The sequence below is a fragment of the Streptomyces sp. NBC_01304 genome (genome assembly GCF_035975855.1).
Lineage (GTDB): Bacteria > Actinomycetota > Actinomycetes > Streptomycetales > Streptomycetaceae > Streptomyces.
On sequence record NZ_CP109055.1, the window covers coordinates 5,358,435 to 5,376,857 of the forward strand.

General features: G+C 71.2%; 19 protein-coding genes. 6 read left to right on the top strand and 13 right to left on the bottom strand.

What is annotated here, in order from left to right; genetic code table 11:
- Window positions 1–101: 101 nt before the first annotated feature.
- Window positions 102–1,724: an ABC transporter permease gene (locus OG430_RS23650; protein ID WP_327354574.1), complete on the bottom strand. Its 1,623-nt coding sequence runs from the start codon at window positions 1,722–1,724 to the stop codon at window positions 102–104.
- On the bottom strand, window positions 1,721–2,656 hold the full coding sequence (locus tag OG430_RS23655) for an ABC transporter ATP-binding protein (protein WP_327354575.1): 936 nt from the start codon (window positions 2,654–2,656) through the stop codon (window positions 1,721–1,723). Before OG430_RS23655 ends, OG430_RS23650 begins: the two co-directional genes overlap by 4 nt.
- Window positions 2,657–2,768: 112 nt before the next feature.
- On the opposite strand from OG430_RS23655, the gene OG430_RS23660 reads away from it, so the two are divergent.
- From OG430_RS23660 to OG430_RS23675, 4 genes are all read left to right on the top strand, one after another.
- The gene (locus OG430_RS23660; RefSeq protein ID WP_327354576.1) at window positions 2,769–3,323 is read left to right on the top strand and encodes a GbsR/MarR family transcriptional regulator; all 555 of its coding nucleotides are present in this window, start codon (window positions 2,769–2,771) and stop codon (window positions 3,321–3,323) included.
- Window positions 3,324–3,493: 170 nt separating this feature from the next.
- Complete coding sequence (locus OG430_RS23665) at window positions 3,494–4,813, top strand: sensor histidine kinase (protein ID WP_327354577.1); 1,320 nt, start codon at window positions 3,494–3,496, stop codon at window positions 4,811–4,813.
- Complete coding sequence (locus tag OG430_RS23670) at window positions 4,810–5,514, top strand: response regulator transcription factor (protein ID WP_327354578.1); 705 nt, start codon at window positions 4,810–4,812, stop codon at window positions 5,512–5,514. The genes OG430_RS23665 and OG430_RS23670 overlap by 4 nt, the downstream gene beginning before the upstream one ends.
- 126 nt (window positions 5,515–5,640) lie before the next feature.
- Complete coding sequence (locus OG430_RS23675) at window positions 5,641–6,849, top strand: cytochrome P450 (RefSeq protein WP_327354579.1); 1,209 nt, start codon at window positions 5,641–5,643, stop codon at window positions 6,847–6,849.
- Between the two features lie 111 nt (window positions 6,850–6,960).
- Here the strand turns inward: OG430_RS23675 and OG430_RS23680 are convergent, their stop codons facing one another.
- From OG430_RS23680 to OG430_RS23700, 5 genes are all read right to left on the bottom strand, one after another.
- Window positions 6,961–7,782: an NAD(P)H-binding protein gene (locus OG430_RS23680; RefSeq protein ID WP_327354580.1), complete on the bottom strand. Its 822-nt coding sequence runs from the start codon at window positions 7,780–7,782 to the stop codon at window positions 6,961–6,963.
- Window positions 7,783–7,897: 115 nt separating this feature from the next.
- On the bottom strand, window positions 7,898–8,761 hold the full coding sequence (locus OG430_RS23685) for an alpha/beta hydrolase (protein ID WP_327354581.1): 864 nt from the start codon (window positions 8,759–8,761) through the stop codon (window positions 7,898–7,900).
- Between the two features lie 160 nt (window positions 8,762–8,921).
- On the bottom strand, window positions 8,922–10,127 hold the full coding sequence (kynU, locus tag OG430_RS23690) for a kynureninase (RefSeq protein ID WP_327354583.1): 1,206 nt from the start codon (window positions 10,125–10,127) through the stop codon (window positions 8,922–8,924).
- Window positions 10,120–10,977 carry a tryptophan 2,3-dioxygenase family protein gene (locus tag OG430_RS23695; protein WP_327354585.1) on the bottom strand — a complete coding sequence of 286 codons (858 nt, stop codon included), beginning with the start codon at window positions 10,975–10,977 and terminating at the stop codon, window positions 10,120–10,122. The genes kynU and OG430_RS23695 overlap by 8 nt, the downstream gene beginning before the upstream one ends.
- 173 nt (window positions 10,978–11,150) lie before the next feature.
- Window positions 11,151–11,564 carry a DUF3151 domain-containing protein gene (locus tag OG430_RS23700; protein ID WP_327354586.1) on the bottom strand — a complete coding sequence of 138 codons (414 nt, stop codon included), beginning with the start codon at window positions 11,562–11,564 and terminating at the stop codon, window positions 11,151–11,153.
- A 98-nt stretch (window positions 11,565–11,662) separates the two neighbouring features.
- Between OG430_RS23700 and OG430_RS23705 the strand changes: the two genes are divergently transcribed.
- Both OG430_RS23705 and OG430_RS23710 read left to right on the top strand, forming a co-directional pair.
- Window positions 11,663–11,896 carry a hypothetical protein gene (locus tag OG430_RS23705; RefSeq protein WP_327354587.1) on the top strand — a complete coding sequence of 78 codons (234 nt, stop codon included), beginning with the start codon at window positions 11,663–11,665 and terminating at the stop codon, window positions 11,894–11,896.
- A 95-nt stretch (window positions 11,897–11,991) separates the two neighbouring features.
- Complete coding sequence (locus OG430_RS23710) at window positions 11,992–12,228, top strand: hypothetical protein (protein ID WP_327354588.1); 237 nt, start codon at window positions 11,992–11,994, stop codon at window positions 12,226–12,228.
- 130 nt (window positions 12,229–12,358) lie between these two features.
- Here the strand turns inward: OG430_RS23710 and fbaA are convergent, their stop codons facing one another.
- The 6 genes from fbaA to OG430_RS23740 form a co-directional block, all read right to left on the bottom strand.
- The gene (fbaA, locus tag OG430_RS23715) at window positions 12,359–13,381 is read right to left on the bottom strand and encodes a class II fructose-bisphosphate aldolase (protein WP_327354589.1); all 1,023 of its coding nucleotides are present in this window, start codon (window positions 13,379–13,381) and stop codon (window positions 12,359–12,361) included.
- Between the two features lie 213 nt (window positions 13,382–13,594).
- Entirely contained in the window at window positions 13,595–14,146 is a 552-nt protein-coding gene (pyrE, locus tag OG430_RS23720) for an orotate phosphoribosyltransferase (protein ID WP_327354590.1), read from the bottom strand.
- A 145-nt stretch (window positions 14,147–14,291) separates the two neighbouring features.
- Complete coding sequence (locus OG430_RS23725; RefSeq protein ID WP_327354591.1) at window positions 14,292–15,089, bottom strand: aldose epimerase family protein; 798 nt, start codon at window positions 15,087–15,089, stop codon at window positions 14,292–14,294.
- A 116-nt stretch (window positions 15,090–15,205) separates the two neighbouring features.
- Entirely contained in the window at window positions 15,206–16,033 is an 828-nt protein-coding gene (locus tag OG430_RS23730) for an SRPBCC domain-containing protein (protein ID WP_327354592.1), read from the bottom strand.
- A 154-nt stretch (window positions 16,034–16,187) separates the two neighbouring features.
- Complete coding sequence (locus OG430_RS23735) at window positions 16,188–17,804, bottom strand: polyamine aminopropyltransferase (RefSeq protein WP_442816539.1); 1,617 nt, start codon at window positions 17,802–17,804, stop codon at window positions 16,188–16,190.
- Between the two features lie 96 nt (window positions 17,805–17,900).
- Window positions 17,901–18,419: a DUF2617 family protein gene (locus OG430_RS23740; protein WP_327354593.1), complete on the bottom strand. Its 519-nt coding sequence runs from the start codon at window positions 18,417–18,419 to the stop codon at window positions 17,901–17,903.
- Window positions 18,420–18,423: the final 4 nt, after the last annotated feature.

Genomic DNA, 18,423 nt, shown 5'->3' on the forward strand with positions numbered 1-18,423 from the left:
CCTCCCCGCCCCTTCCCGTAAGGCTGCCGCCGGCTTCAACAGCTGTCACTGATGTCCTCAAGCGCCGGACGGGCTGATTCATCGAGGCCGAGCTCGAAGAATCAGCCCGTCTGGATGTCCCTGCGGCGCAGGCCCGCGAGCCCGGCCGCGACGAACACCACAGCGAGCGCGAGCATGATCAGGACCGGGGTCCAGTTCATCGCGTTGCCCGGCATCTTCGGCAGGTGCTCGAACGGGGAGAGCTGGAGGACGCGGGTGGGCAGGTTGAGCGCCGCGCCCACCCAGCCGAGGCCCAGGGACAAGCCCGCGTACGCCCAGCCCGCGACCGCCGCCTTCGGGAACAGGCCGTAGACCAGCACCGCGAACGAGCCGAGCAGCCAGATCGCCGCGATCGGGACGGCACAGGCGCCCAGGATGGAGCCGACCTGCTTGCCGTAGCCGAGGCCCAGTCCGAGCCCGCCGATCAGCATGATCAGGGCGCCGCCGCCGAAGGCGACGACCAGGTGACCGGCGGCCCAGCGGATGCGGCCGACCGCGTTCGCGAGCATCGGCTCGGCGCGCTGGGCGGTCTCCTCGCCGCCCAGGCGGAGCACGGACTGGACGACGTACAGCGCGGCGACCATCGCGAGCATGCCGACCATCGCGGCGAGGAAGGAGTCGGTGACCCCGGCCTGGCCGCCCATGCGCGCGAGGATCTCCTTGGTCGACGCGTTGTCGCCGACCAGGTCGACCGCTCCGTCCGTCATCGCGCCGAACATCACGCCGCAGAGCAGGAAGCCGAGGCTCCAGCCGAGCAGGCTGCCGCGCTGCAGCCGCCAGGCCAGGCCGCCCGCGGTCTTCAGGCGTCCCTCGGCGGGCCCGGGGCGGGCCGGCAGGAAGCTCATGCCGATGTCGCGGCGGCCGGCGAGGACGTACGCGACGACCGCCTGGACGCCGATCGCGGCGAGGAACAGGAGCACCACCCACCAGCGCTCGCCCGCGAAGGGCTTCAGGTTCTCCGCCCAGCCGATGGGCGAGAGCCAGGTCAGCGGGTGGGAGCCGTCGGCGGTCGCCGAGTCGCCCGCGGCCCGCAGCGCGAAGGCCGCGCCGACGGCGCCCGCGGTGAGGCCCTTGGCCAGGCGTGCGGTCTCGGTGAGCTGGGCGACCATCGCCGCCATGGTCGCGAAGACCATGCCCACGCCGCCGATGCCGAGGCCCATCGCGAGGGCGCCGCCCGCGCCTTCCTTGGCGAGGCCCATGGTGGTGAGCAGGGCGATCCCGGTGTTGGCGATCAGGGCGACCAGGAGGGCCGCGGTGAGGGGCGCGCGGCGGCCGACCATGGCGGCCGAGAGCATCTCCTGGCGGCCGGTCTCCTCCTCCTCGCGGGTGTGCCGGACCACGATGATCAGGCTGAGGATCGCGGCGAACGCGGCCATGAAGACGAGGTAGCGCCAGGCGACGATGCCACCGAGGGAGCTGTCGAAGGCCGGTCCGTAGAGGGCGCGGAGCGAGCCGTTCGTGGCCATCGAGTGCAGTACGTCCTCGCGCTTGGCCGCGGTGTCGTACATCTTGCCGAGCGAGCTGCCCGCGCTTGCGGTGGTGCCGCCGATGAGGAGCACCCACAGGGGGAGCAGCACGCGGTCGCGGCGCAGGGCGAGGCGGAGGAGGGCGCCGGTACCGGCGAGGGGGCGGGCGTTGCCCCTGGAGGGGACATGACGCCTCGGGGTGTCGAGTACGGCGGTCATCGCGCCATCGCCTCTTCACTGCCTGAATTGCTTGCGCTGCCGGTGCGTACGTCGTCCTGGTAGTGGCGCATGAAGAGCTCTTCCAGGGTGGGCGGCGTGCTGGTCAGGGACCGTACGCCGGACTGGGTGAGCGAGCGCAGGACGGCGTCGAGCTTGTCGCTGTCGACCTGGAGCTTGACCCGGTGGCCCTGCACGTCGAGGTCGTGCACGCCGGGCAGGCCCTGCAACCCGTTGGGCGCGCCCGCCAGTTCGGCGGTGACGCTGGTGCGGGTCAGATGGCGCAGGTCGGCGAGCGAGCCCGTCTCGACCGTGCGGCCCTTGCGGATGATGGAGACGCGGTCGCACAGCTCCTCCACCTCGCTGAGGATGTGGCTGGACAGGAGCACGGTGCGGCCGCGCGCGACCTCCTCGGCCACGCAGCTCTGGAAGACCTCCTCCATCAGGGGGTCCAGGCCGCTGGTGGGCTCGTCGAGGATGAGCAGGTCGACGTCCGAGGCGAAGGCGGCGACGAGGGCGACCTTCTGGCGGTTGCCCTTGGAGTACGTGCGCCCCTTCTTGGTGGGGTCGAGCTCGAAGCGGTCGATGAGGTCGGCGCGGCGCGCCTTGTCCAGGCCCCCGCGAAGGCGGCCGTAGAGGTCGATGACCTCGCCGCCGCTGAGGTTGCGCCACAGGGTCACATCACCGGGGACGTACGCGATCTTGCGGTGCAGCTCGACCGCGTCGTTCCAGGGGTCCTTGCCGAGCAGCTGGGCGGCGCCGGAGTCGGCGCGCAGGAGGCCGAGGAGGACCCGGATGGTGGTGGACTTCCCGGCGCCGTTGGGGCCGAGGAAGCCGTGGACCTCGCCGGTCTCCACGGTGAGGTCGAGGCCGTCCAGTGCGTGCGTCTTGCCGAACGCCTTGTGCAGTCCGGCCACGCTGATTGCCTTCGTCATGGTTCAGAACGTACGCTACTTTCATAAACTTGTGAAGTTAAGGAAGCCTATAAACTCGTCGGCAAGGCAGGGCCACGGGGGCAGCACGGGGGCAAGGGGAGAGGATCCGGAGATGACGACCGACAGAACGACCGGCAGCACGACCGGCAGCACGGCCGGCGGCAGCAACAAGCGGGGCAGTGAACGGGACGAGCGCGTCGACCGGTTCGTGGAGAGCTTCGCGGCACAGCTCACCGAGGCCGGCATGCAGCGGATGCCCTCCCGGGTCTTCGGCGCCCTCCTCTCCTCGGAGACCGGCGCCATGACCTCGGCCGAACTGAGCGAGCAGCTGCAGGTCAGCCCGGCCGCGATCTCCGGCGCGGTGCGCTATCTCGCGCAGGTCCACATGGTCACGCGCGAGCGCGAGCCGGGCTCCCGGCGTGACCGCTACCGGGTGCACGCCAGCACCTGGTACGAGGCGCTGACCAACCGCGACCAGATCCTCAAGCGCTGGGAGGCCACCCTCAAGGAGGGCGTCGCGAGCCTCGGTCCGGACACGGCCGCGGGGCTCAGGATGACGGAGACGCTGGAGTTCTTCGCTTTCTTGGAGGCGGAGCTGAGCGGGCTGATGGACCGGTGGCGGACCCGGCGGGAAGAACTGTTCGGCGACCGGGCGGGGAACGCGTAGGGCCGGCGCGCAGCACCGGGCAGGAAGCTCGTAGGTCCGGGCGGTCGACGCGTAGGACCAGGTGGTCGACGCGTAGGACCAGGTGAGCGGCGCGTAGTACCTGCGACGGACCCCGAAGGATCAGCAACGAAGGTGACGACCCCGCACCGCCGTCCGCTTACCTTCGATGTGTGACCGAGACAGCTCAGCCCCCGACCGACCCGGAGGGCCTCCGCAGCGAGGCCCGTCTGCTCCGTGGCACCTTCCGCGCCCTGCGCGAGGACCTCTTCACCGGGGCCTTCGCGTTCCGGCCGCTGCCGCCGCTGGCCGACGACTCCAGGGTGCTGCGGCACATACCCGCCCCCCTGCGCTCGCGGGCCCGCTGGGCGCCGCAGGTCGCGGTGGTCCTGGCCGCCGCGTTCGTCTGGCTGCTCGGCACGGCCAGTGACGGGGCGGACAGCACTGCGATGGCCCTCGGCCTCTTCTTCGCCGTGCCGGTGATCCTCACGATGTTCCGGCCGGTGGCCGCCTTCTGGCTGTCGATGATCCTGATGACCCTGGTGGCCATGGGCGGCACGGGCGACCAGGTCTACCCCTGGGCGGTCGGCGGGTTCGTCTCGCACCTGGTCGTGATGACCATGGTGGCGCTCAGGTCGCGGGCCCGGGTGGCCCTCGACATGTGGGTGCTGACGATCGGGTACGCCGTCGCGCTGTCCTGGGGCCGGGCCGAGGACCCGGGCCCGACGCTCGCCATGGCCGTCCTCGGCGCCCTCTCCCTCTTCGCCGCCGTGTCCGTCCGGGGCTGGACCTCCGCGCAGCGCGAAGTCGTCGCCAAGGAAGAAGTCACCCTCGTCGAGCGCTCCAAGCGCACCCTCCTCGAAGAACGTACGAACATCGCCCGCGAGCTGCACGACGTCGTCGCGCACCACATGTCGGTCGTCGCCATCCAGGCCGAGGCCGCGCCCTACCGCGTCGAGAACCCGCCCCCCGAGCTCGCCCAGGCCTTCGCCACGATCCGCGAGAACGCGGTGGCCGCGCTCACCGAACTGCGCCGCGTGCTCGGCGTCGTACGGGCGGAGGACTACGAGGCGCCGGACGCCCCGCAGCCCACCCTCGCCGACCTCGACGGGCTGCTCGCCAATGTCCGCGACACCGGTCTCGGCGTCACCAAGACCGTGACCGGGGCGGTGCGTGAACTGCCGCCCGGCGTCGAGCTGTCGGCGTACCGGATCGTGCAGGAAGCCCTCAGCAATACGCTGCGGCACGCGCCCGGGGCATCGGCGAAGGTCGAGATCTCGTACGTGCTCGGGGGGCTCGGCCTGCGGATCGTCAACGGCCCGCCCACCGGCCTCGTCAAGCCATCCCCAGGCGCGGGTCACGGCGTCACCGGCATGCGCGAGCGCGTGACGATGCTGAACGGCGAGATGACGGCCGAGCCGCTGGACGACGGCGGCTACGAAGTCGCGGTGTTCCTGCCCGTGTCCGCGACGACTCAGGGGGACCAGGCATGAGCGCGCCTTCCTCTCCCTCTTCCTCTTCCGACGCTCCCGCGAGCCCCATCCGCGTACTGATCGCCGACGACCAGATGATGGTCCGCGAGGGCTTCTCGGTGCTGCTCGGGGCGATGCCCGGGATCGAGGTGTGCGGCGAGGCGGTCAACGGCCGCGAGGCCATCGCCCAGGTCGCGGCCCTGCGCCCGGACGTCGTCCTGATGGACATCCGCATGCCCGAGCTGAACGGCATCGAGGCGACCCGGGAGATCGTGGCCTCGGACGCCCCGTCGAAGGTGCTCGTCCTGACGACCTTCGACCTCGACGAGTACGTGTACGAGGCGCTGCGGGCCGGCGCCTCCGGCTTCCTGCTCAAGGACGCCTCGGCCCGCCAACTCGCGGACGGCGTACGGGTGGTGGCGAGCGGCGAGGCCCTTCTCGCACCCACGGTCACCAAGCGCCTGATCGCCGAGTTCTCCAAGCTGGCATCGGTCACGAAGGCACCGGCCCAGGCCCAGATCGGCGACCTCACGGAGCGCGAGACGGAGGTGCTCGTGCTGATCGCACAGGGGCGGTCCAACGCGGAGATCGCCTCCCACCTGGTGGTGGCCGAGTCGACGATCAAGACGCATGTCTCGCGGATCCTGGTGAAGCTGGGACTGCGGGACCGGACGCAGGCGGCGGTGTTCGCGTACGAGGCCCGGTTGGTGACGCCGGGGTGAGGCCACCCGTTCGGTGAGACGGCGCACCTGCCCCAGCCGGTCGGCATCGTGCTCGACGCCGAAGCGCTCGGTCAGTTCGTCCGCTGACCCTGGCCCCGGGCGGGACCCCCGACTAGCGTCCCGCCCATGCCCCACCCCGCCTTCGCCCCCACAGACCCGGACTTCGCCGCCGACCCCTACCCCGCCTACGCCCGACTCCGCGCCACGGGACGGGCGATCTGGTTCGAGCCCAGCGGGCAGTGGCTGATCCCGCACCACGCCGATGTGTCGGCCCTGCTGCGGGACCGTCGGCTCGGCCGCACCTATCTGCACCGCTTCACCCACGAGGAATTCGGCCGCACCCCGCCCCCGCCCGGCCACGAGCCCTTCCACGTCCTCAACGACAACGGCCTGCTGGACCTCGAAGCGCCCCGGCACACCCGTATTCGCCGCCTCGTCTCGAAGGCCTTCACGCCCCGGACCGTCGAGGAACTTCGGCCGTACGTATCCGAGTTGGCGGCACGTCTGGTCGGCGAGCTCGTCGCGGACGGGGGCGGGGACCTGGTCGCGCGCGTCGCCGAGCCGCTGCCCGTCGCCGTGATCGCGCAGATGCTGGGGATTCCCGAGAGCGACCGGGGGCTGCTGCGGCCCTGGTCGGCCGACATCTGCGGGATGTACGAGCTGAATCCGGGCGAGGATACGGCTCGGCGGGCGGTGACGGCTTCGCTCGAATTCTCCTCCTACCTACGGGAGTTGATCGCGGCCCGCCGCAAGGAGCCGGGCGGGGATCTGATCTCGGCGCTCATCGCCGCGTACGACGAAGGGGACCGGCTCTCCGAGCAGGAGATGATCTCGACCTGTGTGCTGCTGCTCAACGCGGGGCACGAGGCGACGGTGAACACGACGGGCAATGCGTGGTGGGCGCTCTTCCGGAACCCGCACCAGTTGGCTGCCCTGCGGGCCGATCCCTCGCTGTTGTCCACAGCTGTGGAGGAGTTGCTGCGGTACGACACACCCTTGCAGCTGTTCGAGCGGTGGGTGCTCGAGGATGTCGAGGTGGGTGGGGTGCCTATCCCGCGCGGGGCGGAGGTGGCGCTGCTCTTCGGTTCCGCGAACCGGGATCCTGCGGTCTTCGACCGGGCGTCGTCGCTGGATCTGTCGCGGCGGGACAATCCGCATGTGTCGCTGGGCGCGGGCATCCATTACTGCCTGGGGGCGCCCCTGGCCCGGCTCGAACTCGCCGCGTCCTTCTCCGAATTGCTGCACCAGGCACCGGGACTCCGGCTTGCTGCCGAGCCGGCTTGGAAGGGTGGGTTCGTGATTCGGGGGTTGCGGTCGTTGGTGGTTGAGGTTTGAGACTTTCAAACGCCGGACGGGCTGATTCATCAGCCCGTCCGGCGTTTGAGGACAATCTTTGAAGCTGGCGGCAGCCTTACGGGAAGGGGCGGGGAGGGGAGGGAAAATCTCCTACGCCCGGAACCCATCCGCATGCGCAACCGCCCACTCCGCGAACGTCCGCGCAGGACGACCCGTGACCTGCTGCACCACGGAGTTCACCGTCCGCCCCTCCGCAGGAGTGTCCCGGAAAACCATCACCAGGAACTCGATCGTGTCCGCAGGCACCCCCTGCGCAGCCCACTGCTCCCGCGCCTGAGCCTCACTCAGCTCGACCAGGTCGATGGCACGCCCGCGCGCGGCCGCCAGCGCCGACACCTTGTCCTGGAGGGACAGCACCTCGGGGCCCGTGACGACGTACGCCTGCCCGCCGTGTCCGGAGGACGTGAGCGCGGTCGCCGCCACCGCCCCGATGTCCGCCTCGTGGACCATCGCGCTGAGGCGGTCCACGAAGGGCTCGCGGACCTCGTCCGAGGCGCGGATGCCGGGCGCCCACTCCAGTGCGTTGGACATGAACTCGACCGGCATCACGACCGTCCAGTCGATCCCGGACGCCTTGACCGCGTCCTCAAGCGGCGAGGGGCCGCCCCCGTGCAGCACGGTGATCCGCCGCACCCCCGCCTTCTCGGCGAGCTCGACGAGCTGCGGGCCGGTGGTCAGCGGAGCGAACAACTCCCCGCCGAAGGTGATCAGGTGGACCCCGGTGACCCCCTCGAAGGCGGGGGCCAGACCGCCCGGGTCGGCAAGGTCGCCGCGTACGACCTCGACGCCCTCGGGGAAGGACGCCCGCTCCGGGTCGCGGGTCAGGGCGCGCACCCGCTCGCCCTTGCTCAGCAGCTGCTCGACGATCTGACGGCCGACGGTTCCGGTGGCTCCGGTGACTAGGAAGGTCATGGCTTGGGGCTCCTGTTCGCAGGCATCGTCCGGTCGTCCCGTCCTCTGGTCGTCCGGCTTGATGAGACCAACGTAGAAGCCCTTGAGGACAACTTCTGTCCTCAACCCCGGGCGTTCACCAGGCCAGTTGGGCGATCTCCTCCGCCACCACGGCGCAGGCGTCGGCGGCCGGGTCGATGAGCGGGAAGTGCCCGACATTCTCGAGGAGGGTCAGGCCCACCACCTCGCCGGCCTTCGCGGCCGCGTCGGCGTAGGCCTCGGCGACGGCCGCGGGCACGACGAGGTCGGTGCGACCGTGGACGACGGTCGTGGCGATGCCGGTGGGGAGCAGCGCGGAGGGGTCGGCGTAGGCCCGGCGCTCCTCGAACTTCGCCCGCCCGCCGAGGAGTTGGACACTCGCCCCGGAGCAGACCTCCAGCTCGTCCGCCGTCGCGAAGTCGGCGATGGGGGCGAGCGCGACGACGCCCCTGAGCCGGGGGGCGCGCGGCAGGTGCCAGGGCGAGTCCTCGGGGAGCACGTGGCGGGCGGCGGCCCAGAGGGCGAGGTGGCCGCCGGCGGAGTGTCCGGTGACGACGGTCCGGGTGGGGTCCGCCTGCGGCAGGGCTTCGCGTACGAGGTCCGGGAGCGCGTCCATCGCTGCCGCGATGTCGTCGAAGGTCTCGGGCCAGCGGCCGGCGACGGGACCCTCGGCGCCCTGGTGCGGGAGTGAACTGCCCCTGCGGTACTCGACGTTGGCCACGGCGAGGTTCTGGCGGGCGAGGAAGTCGGCGAAGGGGGTGATGTGGTGGCGGTCGTAGGGGGACCGCCATGCACCGCCGTGCAGGAGGATCACCAGGGGTGCGGGGCCCTCGGTGGCGCGGGGCCGGTAGAAGTCGACCACCTGGTCGGGGTGTTCGCCGTACGCGGCGGTGGCGTCGGGCTCGACGGCGGGGTGCCCGAAGGCCGAGGCTTCCTCGGCGGCGGCGTCCTCGTCCGGCATGGTTCTGGTGTGCCTTTCTGTGGGCGGGTCGTTGCGGTCAGAAATTGTCCCCTACCCGCCCCTTCCCGAAATCCTGCGGAGCCTTCCGCCCTCCGGGCGGTGTCCTCAAGCGCCGGACGGGCTGATGAATCAGCCCGTCCGGCGCTTGAGAGCAAAAAACCTAGCCCAGCACATCCCCCAGCACCCGAGCCGCCCGCTCAACCTCCGCAAAGCCCACATACAGCGGCGTGAAGCCGAAGCGGAGGACGTCGGGGGCCCGGTAGTCCCCGATCACGCCACGGGATATCAGCGAAGCCATGACTGACGACGCCCCGGCGCACCGCAGCGCGATCTGGCTGCCCCGAGCGGCATGATCCGAAGGGGTCAGCAACTCGACCTGCCCGGCCGGGACATGGGCCCGCACGCACTCCAGGAAGAAGTCCGTCAACGCCAGGGACTTCGCCCGGACCGCGTCCACGGACACATCGGACCACACCCCGAGCGAGGCCTCGAGGGCAAGCATGGACAGGATGTCCGGCGTACCGACCCGCCCCCGCAGCGCCCCCTGAGCAGGCTCGAAGCCGGGCCGCATCCCGAAGGGCTCCGCATGCGAGTTCCACCCGGGCAGCGGCGAGTCGAAGGCGGCCTGATGGCGCGCCGCCACGTACAGGTACGCGGGTGAACCGGGCCCCCCGTTCAGGTACTTGTACGTGCAGCCGACCGCGAGGTCGACCTCATGGGCGTCGAGCCCCACCGACAGGGCCCCCGCGCTGTGGCACAGGTCCCACACCGCCAGCGCACCCGCGCCGCGCACGGCAGCCGTGATTCCCGGCAGGTCCTGCAGCCGCCCGCTGCGGTAGTCGACGTGGTTGACCAGGACCGCCGCGGTCCGCGGCCCGACCTCGTCCGGCACGGACGCGGGGTCGACGGGCCGCAACCGGCAGCCCGTCATCCGCGCCGCCGACTCCGCGATATAGCCGTCCGTCGGGAACGTAGAAGCGTCGACAAGAATCTCGTCCCTGACCGCACCCCCCGGGCCGGCCCCCGCGAGCCGTACCGCGCCCACGACCGCCTTGAAGACGTTCACGCTGGTCGAGTCCCCGACCACGATCTGCCCGGGCGCGGCCCCGACCAGCGGCGCGATGCGGTCCCCGATCCGCTCGGGCGCCTCCCACCAGCCGGACTCCGTCCAGGAGCGGATCAGCAGCTCGCCCCACTCGTGGGCGACGACCTCCGCGACCCGGCCGGGAACGGCACGCGGCAGCGCGCCCAGCGAGTTCCCGTCGAGGTACACCACACCCTCGTCGAGCACGAACTGCTCGCGCAGCTTGCCCAGTTCATCGGCGGCGTCCAGCGCCGCGGCCCGCGCGGCAAGCGACTCAGACATGGCTGCGCGCCGTCCACAGCTCGGGGAAGACGTTCTTGCGGGCCCGCTTCTCCAGCCAGGCGACGCCGGCCGAACCACCGGTCCCGGCCTTGCTGCCCATCGCGCGCCGGGTGGCGACCAGGTGGTCGTTGCGCCATCGCCACACGAGCTCGCCGACGTCCGTCAACGCCTCGCCCAGGCGCAGGAGTTCGGCGGCCGGTCCCTCTGCATCCTCGGCCGCGTACAGCGAGGTCCACACCGCCTCGACCTCCGGCGACGGCTCGTACCGCAGGGAGCGGTCCCGCTCCAGGACGGCCGCCGGCACCTCGTGCCCGCGTCGTGCGAGCAGTGCGAGCACCTCGTCGTAGAGGCTCGGCTCGGCAAGGGCCTTCTCCAACTCGGCGTACACGCGCGGCGCGCCCCGGTGGGGAACCAGCATGGACGCGGACTTGTCGCCGAGCAGGAACTCCATCCGGCGGTACATCGCGGACTGGAATCCGGAGCCGTCACCGAGGGCCGCGCGGTAGGAGTTGAACTGGCCGGGGGTGAGCTGGCCGAGCGGCTTCCAGGAGGCGTTCAGCGCCTCCAGCTCACGGACGCTCCGCTTGAGCGCGGCGACCGCGACCGGGATGTCGTCCTCGCGCAGCGCGCGCGAGGCGGTCTCCCACTCGTGGACGATCACCGTGAACCACAGCTCCATCACCTGGGTCGTCACCAGGAAGACCATCTCGCCCGGGTCGTCCGAGCGGAGGTGCTGAAGGTGGGTGAGGACATCGGCCTGTACGTAGTCCTCGTACGGCGTGGTGCCTGCGAAGTCGAGATGCGGGCTGTCAGGGGTCTCCTGATCGTGGATCTCCGCCTCGTGGGACATCGCTGTCTCCTTGGTCCTGCTACGGGTAGCGGTCCGCCCCTGCCGATGCCGGCACGGGGGCCCCGGTCCCCACCGGCATCCTCCGCAATCGTCCCCCGATACGGCAAGACCTGCCTGGTCACAGTGACGAGGCAGGTCCTGTCGTACGTCAGCCCGTACGTCAGCCGGGAGGCCTAGCCCAGGGTCTGGGCCGCAGTCTCGGAGGAGTCCCGCAGGAAGCCGGCGCAGCGCTCGTACTCCTCCTGCTCGCCGATCGACTGCGCGGCGCGGGCGAGGGCGTGCAGGGCCCGCAGGAAGCCGCGGTTCGGCTCGTGCTCCCACGGCACGGGGCCGTGGCCCTTCCAGCCGGAGCGGCGCAGGGAGTCCAGGCCGCGGTGGTAGCCGGTGCGGGCGTACGCGTACGACTCGACGACGCTGCCGCGCTCGAAGGCCTCGTCGGCGAGCTGGGCCCAGGCGAGCGAGGACGCGGGGTACTTCGCGGCGACATCGGCGGACGCCGTGCCGTTCGCGAGGAGCTCGCGGGGCTCGGGGTCGTCGGGCAGGTGGGTCGGGGGCGGTCCCCCGAGCAGATCCTTGTGAATGGCCATGGGGTCAAGTCTGCGGCATGGGGTGGGGGCGGTGGCGATGCGGTCCAGTGCTCCGAAAGAGTATGCACCGGAGTATGCAGATCAGTACGCTTACAGGTATGACCGCTACGACGAGGATCACCGTATCGTTGCCCACCGACATACTGGCCGCGATCAAGGCGGAGGCCGGCGGGAACGTCTCCGCGTACACGGCCAAGGCGCTCCAGGCCCAGGCCGTCAGGGACGCGGCCAACCGGCTCGCGAAGTGGCAGGCCCGCCAGACAGGCATGGTCGAGGACCTGCAGGCCCTCGCGTTCGACGCGCTCGATGAACTGCCCGGCGGTGAGCAATGAGCTCAGCCCCTCCACCGCGGCGAGGACAGATCTGGAGCGCCGTCACACCCCGCGGCCGCACGCACACCTTTCTGGTCCTGCAGGCGGATGCGGCCATGGCCGCATACCCGCTCACCGTGGTCACGGCGGTCTGCGACACGTCCGGAACCGCGCCGGACACGTTGCTCTCCGCCCCGATCACCGCACCGGTCGCCGCAACCGTCATCGGCACGCAGCTCCACACGATGACGGTTTCGTTCCTCACCTCGGGCAAGTACCTCGGGATCATCCCTGACGCGGAGATGGAAGCCGTCTCTCGCGCCGTCCGGCTTTCACTCGACCTGTCGGACTGAACCCACCCTCCCCGGCCAGGCTTGGAGCGCAGCACAGGCCGAAGGGCCCGAGTTCTCGTGCGGAGAACCCGGGCCCTTCAAAAACCTCAGTGCAAACCCTCAGTGCAGGTCAACAACCCTGCACGCGGGGTTACTTGATCTTCGTGCCCGTCGAACGCAGCGCGCCACAGGCCTCGACCACACGCGCGGCCATGCCGGCCTCGGCGGCCTTGCCCCAGGTGCGGGGGTCGTACAGGGACTTGGTGCCGACCTCGCCGTCGACCTTCAGAACGCCGTCGTAGTTCTTGAACATGTGGTCCACGACCGGACGCGTGAAGGCGTACTGCATGTCGGTGTCGAGGTTCTGCTTCACGACGCCGTACTCGAGGGCGGTGTGGATCTCCTCGAGGGTGGAGCCGGAGCCGCCGTGGAAGACGAAGTCGAACGGCGAGGTCTTGCCGAACTTCGCGCCGACGCCCTCCTGCAGCTCCTTGAGCAGCTCGGGCTTGAGGACGACGTTGCCCGGCTTGTAGACGCCGTGCACGTTGCCGAAGGAGGCGGCGAGCAGGTAGCGGCCCTTCTCGCCCAGGCCCATGGCCTCGGCGGTGCGGATCGCGTCGTCGACGGTGGTGTAGAGGTTGTCGTTGATCTCGTGCGAGACGCCGTCCTCCTCACCGCCGGTCGGGGTGATCTCGATCTCGAGGATGATCTTCGCGGCGGCGGCCTTGGCGAGCAGCTCCTGGCCGATGGCCAGGTTGTCGGCGAGGGTCTCGGCGGAGCCGTCCCACATGTGCGACTGGAAGAGCGGGTTCTCGCCCTTGGCGACGCGCTCGGCGGAGATGTCCAGGAGCGGGCGGACGTAGGTGTCCAGCTTGCCCTTGGGGCAGTGGTCCGTGTGCAGCGCGACGGTGATGTCGTACTTCTTGGCCACGATGTGCGCGAACTCGGCGAGGGCTACGGCGCCGGTCACCATGTCCTTGGAGTGCTGGCCGCCCAGGAACTCGGCGCCACCGGTGGACATCTGGATGATGCCGTCGCTCTCGGCCTCCGCGAGGCCGCGCAGGGCGGCGTGCAGCGTCTGCGAGGAGGTCACGTTGATCGCCGGGTAGGCAAACTTGCCTGCCTTCGCCCGGTCGAGCATCTCGTTGTAGACCTCGGGGGTTGCGATGGGCATCTGTCCGCTCCTTGATGTGCGCGGTGTGGGTGGCTTGGCCCTGACCTGAGGGCCGCCTCACTGAGGGGGCGACGACATCGTCGCCCCCATCCTTCCAGACTTGGGCCAGTGCTCCAGTCGGCAGGCAGCGGACATCTCGGGACGTAGGTCCCGAGGGTCCGCCTACCGGTCACCGTGCGTGATAACGGCACCGCGCTCAACGAGGGGCGACCGTCAGTCGAGGCCCAGCTCGTCCTTGGAGAACGCGAAGACGTACGGCACCCCGGCACCCTCAGTGATCTTCTCGGCGGCACCGGTGGCACGGTCCACGATCGTGGCGACGCCCACGACCTCGGCGCCGGCCTCCCGGACGGCCTCGACGGCGGTCAGCGGGGAGCCACCCGTGGTGGAGGTGTCCTCGACGACCAGGACACGGCGGCCCTTGATGTCGGGCCCCTCCACCCGGCGCTGCATGCCGTGCGCCTTGGCCTCCTTGCGCACGACGAAGGCGTCCAGGCGCTTTCCGCGGGCGGCGGAGGCGTGCAGCATCGAGGCGGCGACGGGGTCGGCACCCATGGTCAGCCCGCCCACGGCGTCGAAGTCGAGGTCCGCGGTCAGGTCGAGGAGCACCTGCCCGACGAGCGGTGCGGCCTCTCCGTCCAGGGTGACGCGGCGCAGGTCGACGTAGTAGTCGGCCTCCAGACCGGAGGAGAGGGTCACCTTGCCGTGGACCACGGCCTTGTCCTTGATCTGCTGCAGCAGCCGGCTGCGTACGTCGTCGCTCATGCCCGCCAGCTTAGAGCCAGTTTCCGAACCCCCGTCGTCCGCGCGGAGCGCGGGCGCAGCGGCGTTCGGTGCGTGCGATCGGTGTGCGGCATCGGGCGTCGGGGCGCAGGCGGGGGTTCGGAAACTGGCTCTCAATTGCGGGCGGTCACGGGGTTCGCCACGTCCAGGTCATCGCGGCTTCCAGAGGTTCGATGGGGGTGACCAGGCGCGGCAGGGTGTTCAGGCCGTTCGGCGGGCCGGACTGGGGCTCCACGCAGACCGCCTCGGGCTGCTCGTCGTAGATCACGACCCAGGGTTCGCGGGAGGTGACCTTCAGCTCCAGCTCGCCGGGCCAGGTCAGCGTCACGTCCACGCCGTCGGGCATGCCGAAGCAGTCGTCCCAGGGGCCTTCCTTCGGGGCGATGCGCTTGCCGGTCGGCAGGTGATTGCTGCCCCGCTCCTCCTGCCACTCCGCGTCGAAGGCGATCCGCACTTCCTCGCCGCCCTCGCTGAGGGTGCGCAGGAACCAGGGGTGCCAGCCTGCCTGCGCCGGGAAGGAGTCGGCGTACGTCTCGATCCCGATCCGGACGGTGAGGCGGTCCTCGGCCAGCTCGAAGACCTGCGTGACCCGGGCCTCGTACGGCCAGGGCTCCTTCAGGTCGTACGTGAACGTCGCCTCGCCCGCGCCGAGGGTCGCGCGGCGCCAGGGCTGGTCGCGGACGGTGCCGTGGATGGCGTGCGGGGGGTTGTTGACCGGGAGCTGATGCTCCACGGCCCCGTTCCGGAACCGCCCGTTCTCGGTGCGCCCGCACCAGGGGACCATGGGGAAGCTGCCGAAGTGATCCCCTTGCCGCAGCACCTCTTTGCCGCCGATTCTCAGTCCGGCGATGCGGCATCCATTGCCGCCGTCGATGGTGAGCTCGGCGTTGCCGGCGGTGAGCGTGGTGAGGTCGTGTGTGGTCACACGTCCGACCCTATTCCCCCACCCCTCAAACGCCGGACGGGCTGATAAATCAGCCCGTCCGGCGTTTGAGGACACAGCTCCGCAGGATTTCGGGAAGGGGCGGGGAGGGGAAGAAATCACTTACGACGCCGCAAGACCCGCCCCACCACGATCGCCGAGGCAAGAACGAGAGCCGCAGCAGGCGCGGCCCACCGCAAGGTGTCCTGCGTGGTGAGAGCCGAAGGCGCCGGCACCGGCGCGTACCGCCCGCGCGGCGGCGCATGATCGACCTCCTCCGCGCTCCGCCCGATCATCGTCCGCCGCGCATGCGCAGCCTCCACGGGCGGCTCCCCGAAGACGACCTCGGGCCCGTCCTCCCCGAAGGCATCGAGCGCGGAAGGCGGAATCTCCGTATCGAAGACAGAAGGCGCGACCGGCTCGGGGTCGGCCACCGGCTCCGGCTCGGGAGCCGGCTCGGCAACCACCTCGGGCTCCACCGAACCCGAACCCGAACCCGAAGCGGCAGCGGCACCGGAAGCCGCGACCTTCCCCAGCCCCTCCCCCACCCGCCCCAGCAACCGCCGCACGGACGAATCCACCGCCGACGAGGGCAGCTCCGCCACCCGCCCGTCCGCCGTGGCCGTACCGGCAAAGGTGAGCATGCTGCCACCCTCGGCGGACAACACCCGCAGGGTCAGGGCGAGTTTGACGGCGCCGGCACCCCGCACCTCCGTCGCATCGCCCTCCACCGCGAACTCCCCGCCGGGGCGTTCGGTGATCCGCAGGGCCCCGCGATAGGTGATGGTGTGCCCCGCGATCCGCGCCTTCAGGCGACCGGAGAGAGGCTCGGCCCCTTCGCCGACCTCGCGCTGGAGCCCGGGGACGGCACGGGCCGCGCGGGCGGGGTCCGCCAGGACCTGCCGCAGCGAGTCGGGCTCAACGGGAACGAACACCTCAAGCTCCATGCCTCCCGAGAGTAGTGGCTGCCGCACCGGCGTACCCAGGGATTGCCCTCCCTTCGATGGCCGGATCCCGCTTGCCGCTCCACCGCGTCGCCACGGGGCCGCCCCGGACCCCGCTCCTCAGACGCCGGAGGGGCTGATTTCTGCCCCGCGACGCCTACCCCGCGTACCTGGGATGCACCAGCGTCGAAGGAGGCAGCCCCGTCACCCGGGTCCGCTCCACCGCCCGCGCCCCGGCCTGCAGGGCCGCCCCGGTCAAGGACCGCCGCCCCGGATGGGAATCCAGCGCAAGCCCCGGCCGCGTACGCCCCGCCAGCAGGAACCCCCAGTCCCGCGGCGCCCGCACGGCGGCGGAGCTGCGGTCGGGTCCGGCCGCGAAACCGGCCAGGCGGCCAAGGGCGCTGTAGGGCGCGGTCCGCAGCCCCGCCGCCCGCACGCTCGCGTCGACCGTCCAGAAGACGCGGGAGCGGCCGCTCACCGCCCCGGCGTGCACCGCGAGACGTCCGTCGGACCGCAGCGCGCGGGCGGCCAGGCCGAAGAACTCCTGGGAGTAGAGCTTGGTGGAGGCCGTGATGCCCGGATCGGGCAGATCGGAGATGACCACGTCGTACGTCGCCGCGGGCGCGCCGCGCAGCCAGCCGAAGGCGTCCGCCGTGGTGACGTGCAGCCGGGGGTCACGGTAGGCGTGCCGGTTGAGCGCGCTGAGTGCAGCGTCCTCGCGGGCGAGGCGGACGACCCCGGCGTCGAGTTCGACGATGTCGAGGCGGCGTACCGCCTTGTGCCGGAGCACCTCGCGGGCCGCGAGCCCGTCGCCGCCGCCGAGGATGAGGACGCGGGTGTGCGGGCCGTTCATCGCGGGGTGGACCAGCGCCTCGTGGTAGCGGTGCTCGTCCTGGCCGGAGACCCGCAGCCGGCCGTCGAGGTAGAGGTTCAGGGGCTCGCCGGGCGCACCGGTGAGGACGACTTCCTGGACGTCGGTCTGCACGGCGACCCGTACGTCCCTGCCGTACACCGCGTGCCGGGCGGCCCGCTCGAAGTCGTCGACCGCGACCGCCGCCGTCGCGAGGAGCGCGAGCACCGCGAGGTTGGCGGCGAGCAGCACCCAGCGCGCCCGCGTGCTCAGGTCGTGCCGGAACAGCCACAGGACGAGGGCGCCGCCCGCCACGGCGTTCACGGCCCCGGTGAGCAGCGCGCCCGTCAACTGCCCGAACAGGGGCAGCAGAAGGAACGGGAAGGCGAGGCCCCCGACCAGCGCGCCCACGTAGTCCGCGGCGAACAGGTCGGCCACCGCGCCGCCCGCGTCCTGGCGCCGGATGCGCTGGATCATGGTCATCAACAGGGGCACCTCGGCCCCGATGAGCACCCCGATGGCCAGCGAGAACGTGACGAGCAGGGCCCGTGTCTCGCCCGCCCACACGAAACCCGCGTACAGCGCCATCGCACTGCACCCGCCGACCAGCGCGAGCGCCGCCTCGACCGCCCCGAATCCGGCGGCGGCGCGGGGCCGCAGGCGTTTGGCGAGGAGGGAGCCGATGCCCATCGCGAAGACCATCACGGAGAGCACGACCGAGGCCTGGGTGACGGAGTCACCGATCAAGTACGAGGCCAGGGCGACCAGTTCGAGTTCGTACACCAGTCCGCAAGCGGCGCAGATGAAGACGCCGGCGAGCACGCAGAACCGGCCGGCGCGCGGCGAGACGGGCAGCCGGACCGCGCCCCGCCGCTCCCGGGGTGCGGGGACACCGGGAGACAGGGGCGCGGACGGCTCGATCACGGTGGGAACGCTACGTCACCGCCCGACGGCAGCCTGTCACCCACACGTGTGCAACTGCCGCTCCCCCGGGGGAGCGCAGGGGTAAGAAATCGGTGCTCATAGGGGCGCGGGCATCTTCGCGCCCACCCGCGTGCGGGTGGCGACGAGTTGCCCCTCCTGGGGGTACGCATGCCAGGTACGCCAGTGGACTTGACCTTCGTGCCGCTGCGCCAGCATCGCGGTGAAGGCGTGCGGGCTGCCGGGGAAGACCCCCGCCAGACCGTTCGGATGGTCGGAGACGAGCGCGAGCAACTCCTGGGCCCGCCCCGCGAAGGAGCCCGCCGAGAGGGTCTCGACGCGGGCCGCGAACTCGTACTCCCAGTCGCCCAGGCGTTTGGCAACGCCCAATGGCAAGGGCGTACTGCTGCCCGGGATGCAGGCGACGGTCTCCGAGCAGGTGCCCTGCTCCTGTTCGAGGAGCACCTGATGCGAGGCACCGAGGAGTCTGAGCTGCACTTTTGCATCGGCGAGTGCCAGATCGAGGACAGCCAGGGCGGGCAACGGCTCGCGCCCCAGCGCCCAGGCGAGATCGGACGCACGCGTGTCGGTATAGGTGGTCTTGAGGGTGGTGAGCATGGGT

What these genes read in the sequence shown, in the direction of transcription:
- pyrE (WP_327354590.1), bottom strand. Translation starts at nt 14,146, where the DNA reads ATGAGCGACGACGTACGCAGCCGGCTGCTGCAGCAGATCAAGGACAAG.
- OG430_RS23740 (WP_327354593.1), bottom strand. Translation starts at nt 18,419, where the DNA reads ATGCTCACCACCCTCAAGACCACCTATACCGACACGCGTGCGTCCGAT.
- kynU (WP_327354583.1), bottom strand. Translation starts at nt 10,127, where the DNA reads ATGTCTGAGTCGCTTGCCGCGCGGGCCGCGGCGCTGGACGCCGCCGAT.
- OG430_RS23660 (WP_327354576.1), top strand. Translation starts at nt 2,769, where the DNA reads ATGACGACCGACAGAACGACCGGCAGCACGACCGGCAGCACGGCCGGC.
- fbaA (WP_327354589.1), bottom strand. Translation starts at nt 13,381, where the DNA reads ATGCCCATCGCAACCCCCGAGGTCTACAACGAGATGCTCGACCGGGCG.
- OG430_RS23710 (WP_327354588.1), top strand. Translation starts at nt 11,992, where the DNA reads ATGGCCGCATACCCGCTCACCGTGGTCACGGCGGTCTGCGACACGTCC.
- OG430_RS23670 (WP_327354578.1), top strand. Translation starts at nt 4,810, where the DNA reads ATGAGCGCGCCTTCCTCTCCCTCTTCCTCTTCCGACGCTCCCGCGAGC.
- OG430_RS23685 (WP_327354581.1), bottom strand. Translation starts at nt 8,761, where the DNA reads ATGCCGGACGAGGACGCCGCCGCCGAGGAAGCCTCGGCCTTCGGGCAC.
- OG430_RS23650 (WP_327354574.1), bottom strand. Translation starts at nt 1,724, where the DNA reads ATGACCGCCGTACTCGACACCCCGAGGCGTCATGTCCCCTCCAGGGGC.
- OG430_RS23730 (WP_327354592.1), bottom strand. Translation starts at nt 16,033, where the DNA reads ATGGAGCTTGAGGTGTTCGTTCCCGTTGAGCCCGACTCGCTGCGGCAG.
- OG430_RS23705 (WP_327354587.1), top strand. Translation starts at nt 11,663, where the DNA reads ATGACCGCTACGACGAGGATCACCGTATCGTTGCCCACCGACATACTG.
- OG430_RS23700 (WP_327354586.1), bottom strand. Translation starts at nt 11,564, where the DNA reads ATGGCCATTCACAAGGATCTGCTCGGGGGACCGCCCCCGACCCACCTG.
- OG430_RS23655 (WP_327354575.1), bottom strand. Translation starts at nt 2,656, where the DNA reads ATGACGAAGGCAATCAGCGTGGCCGGACTGCACAAGGCGTTCGGCAAG.
- OG430_RS23680 (WP_327354580.1), bottom strand. Translation starts at nt 7,782, where the DNA reads ATGACCTTCCTAGTCACCGGAGCCACCGGAACCGTCGGCCGTCAGATC.
- OG430_RS23695 (WP_327354585.1), bottom strand. Translation starts at nt 10,977, where the DNA reads ATGTCCCACGAGGCGGAGATCCACGATCAGGAGACCCCTGACAGCCCG.
- OG430_RS23675 (WP_327354579.1), top strand. Translation starts at nt 5,641, where the DNA reads ATGCCCCACCCCGCCTTCGCCCCCACAGACCCGGACTTCGCCGCCGAC.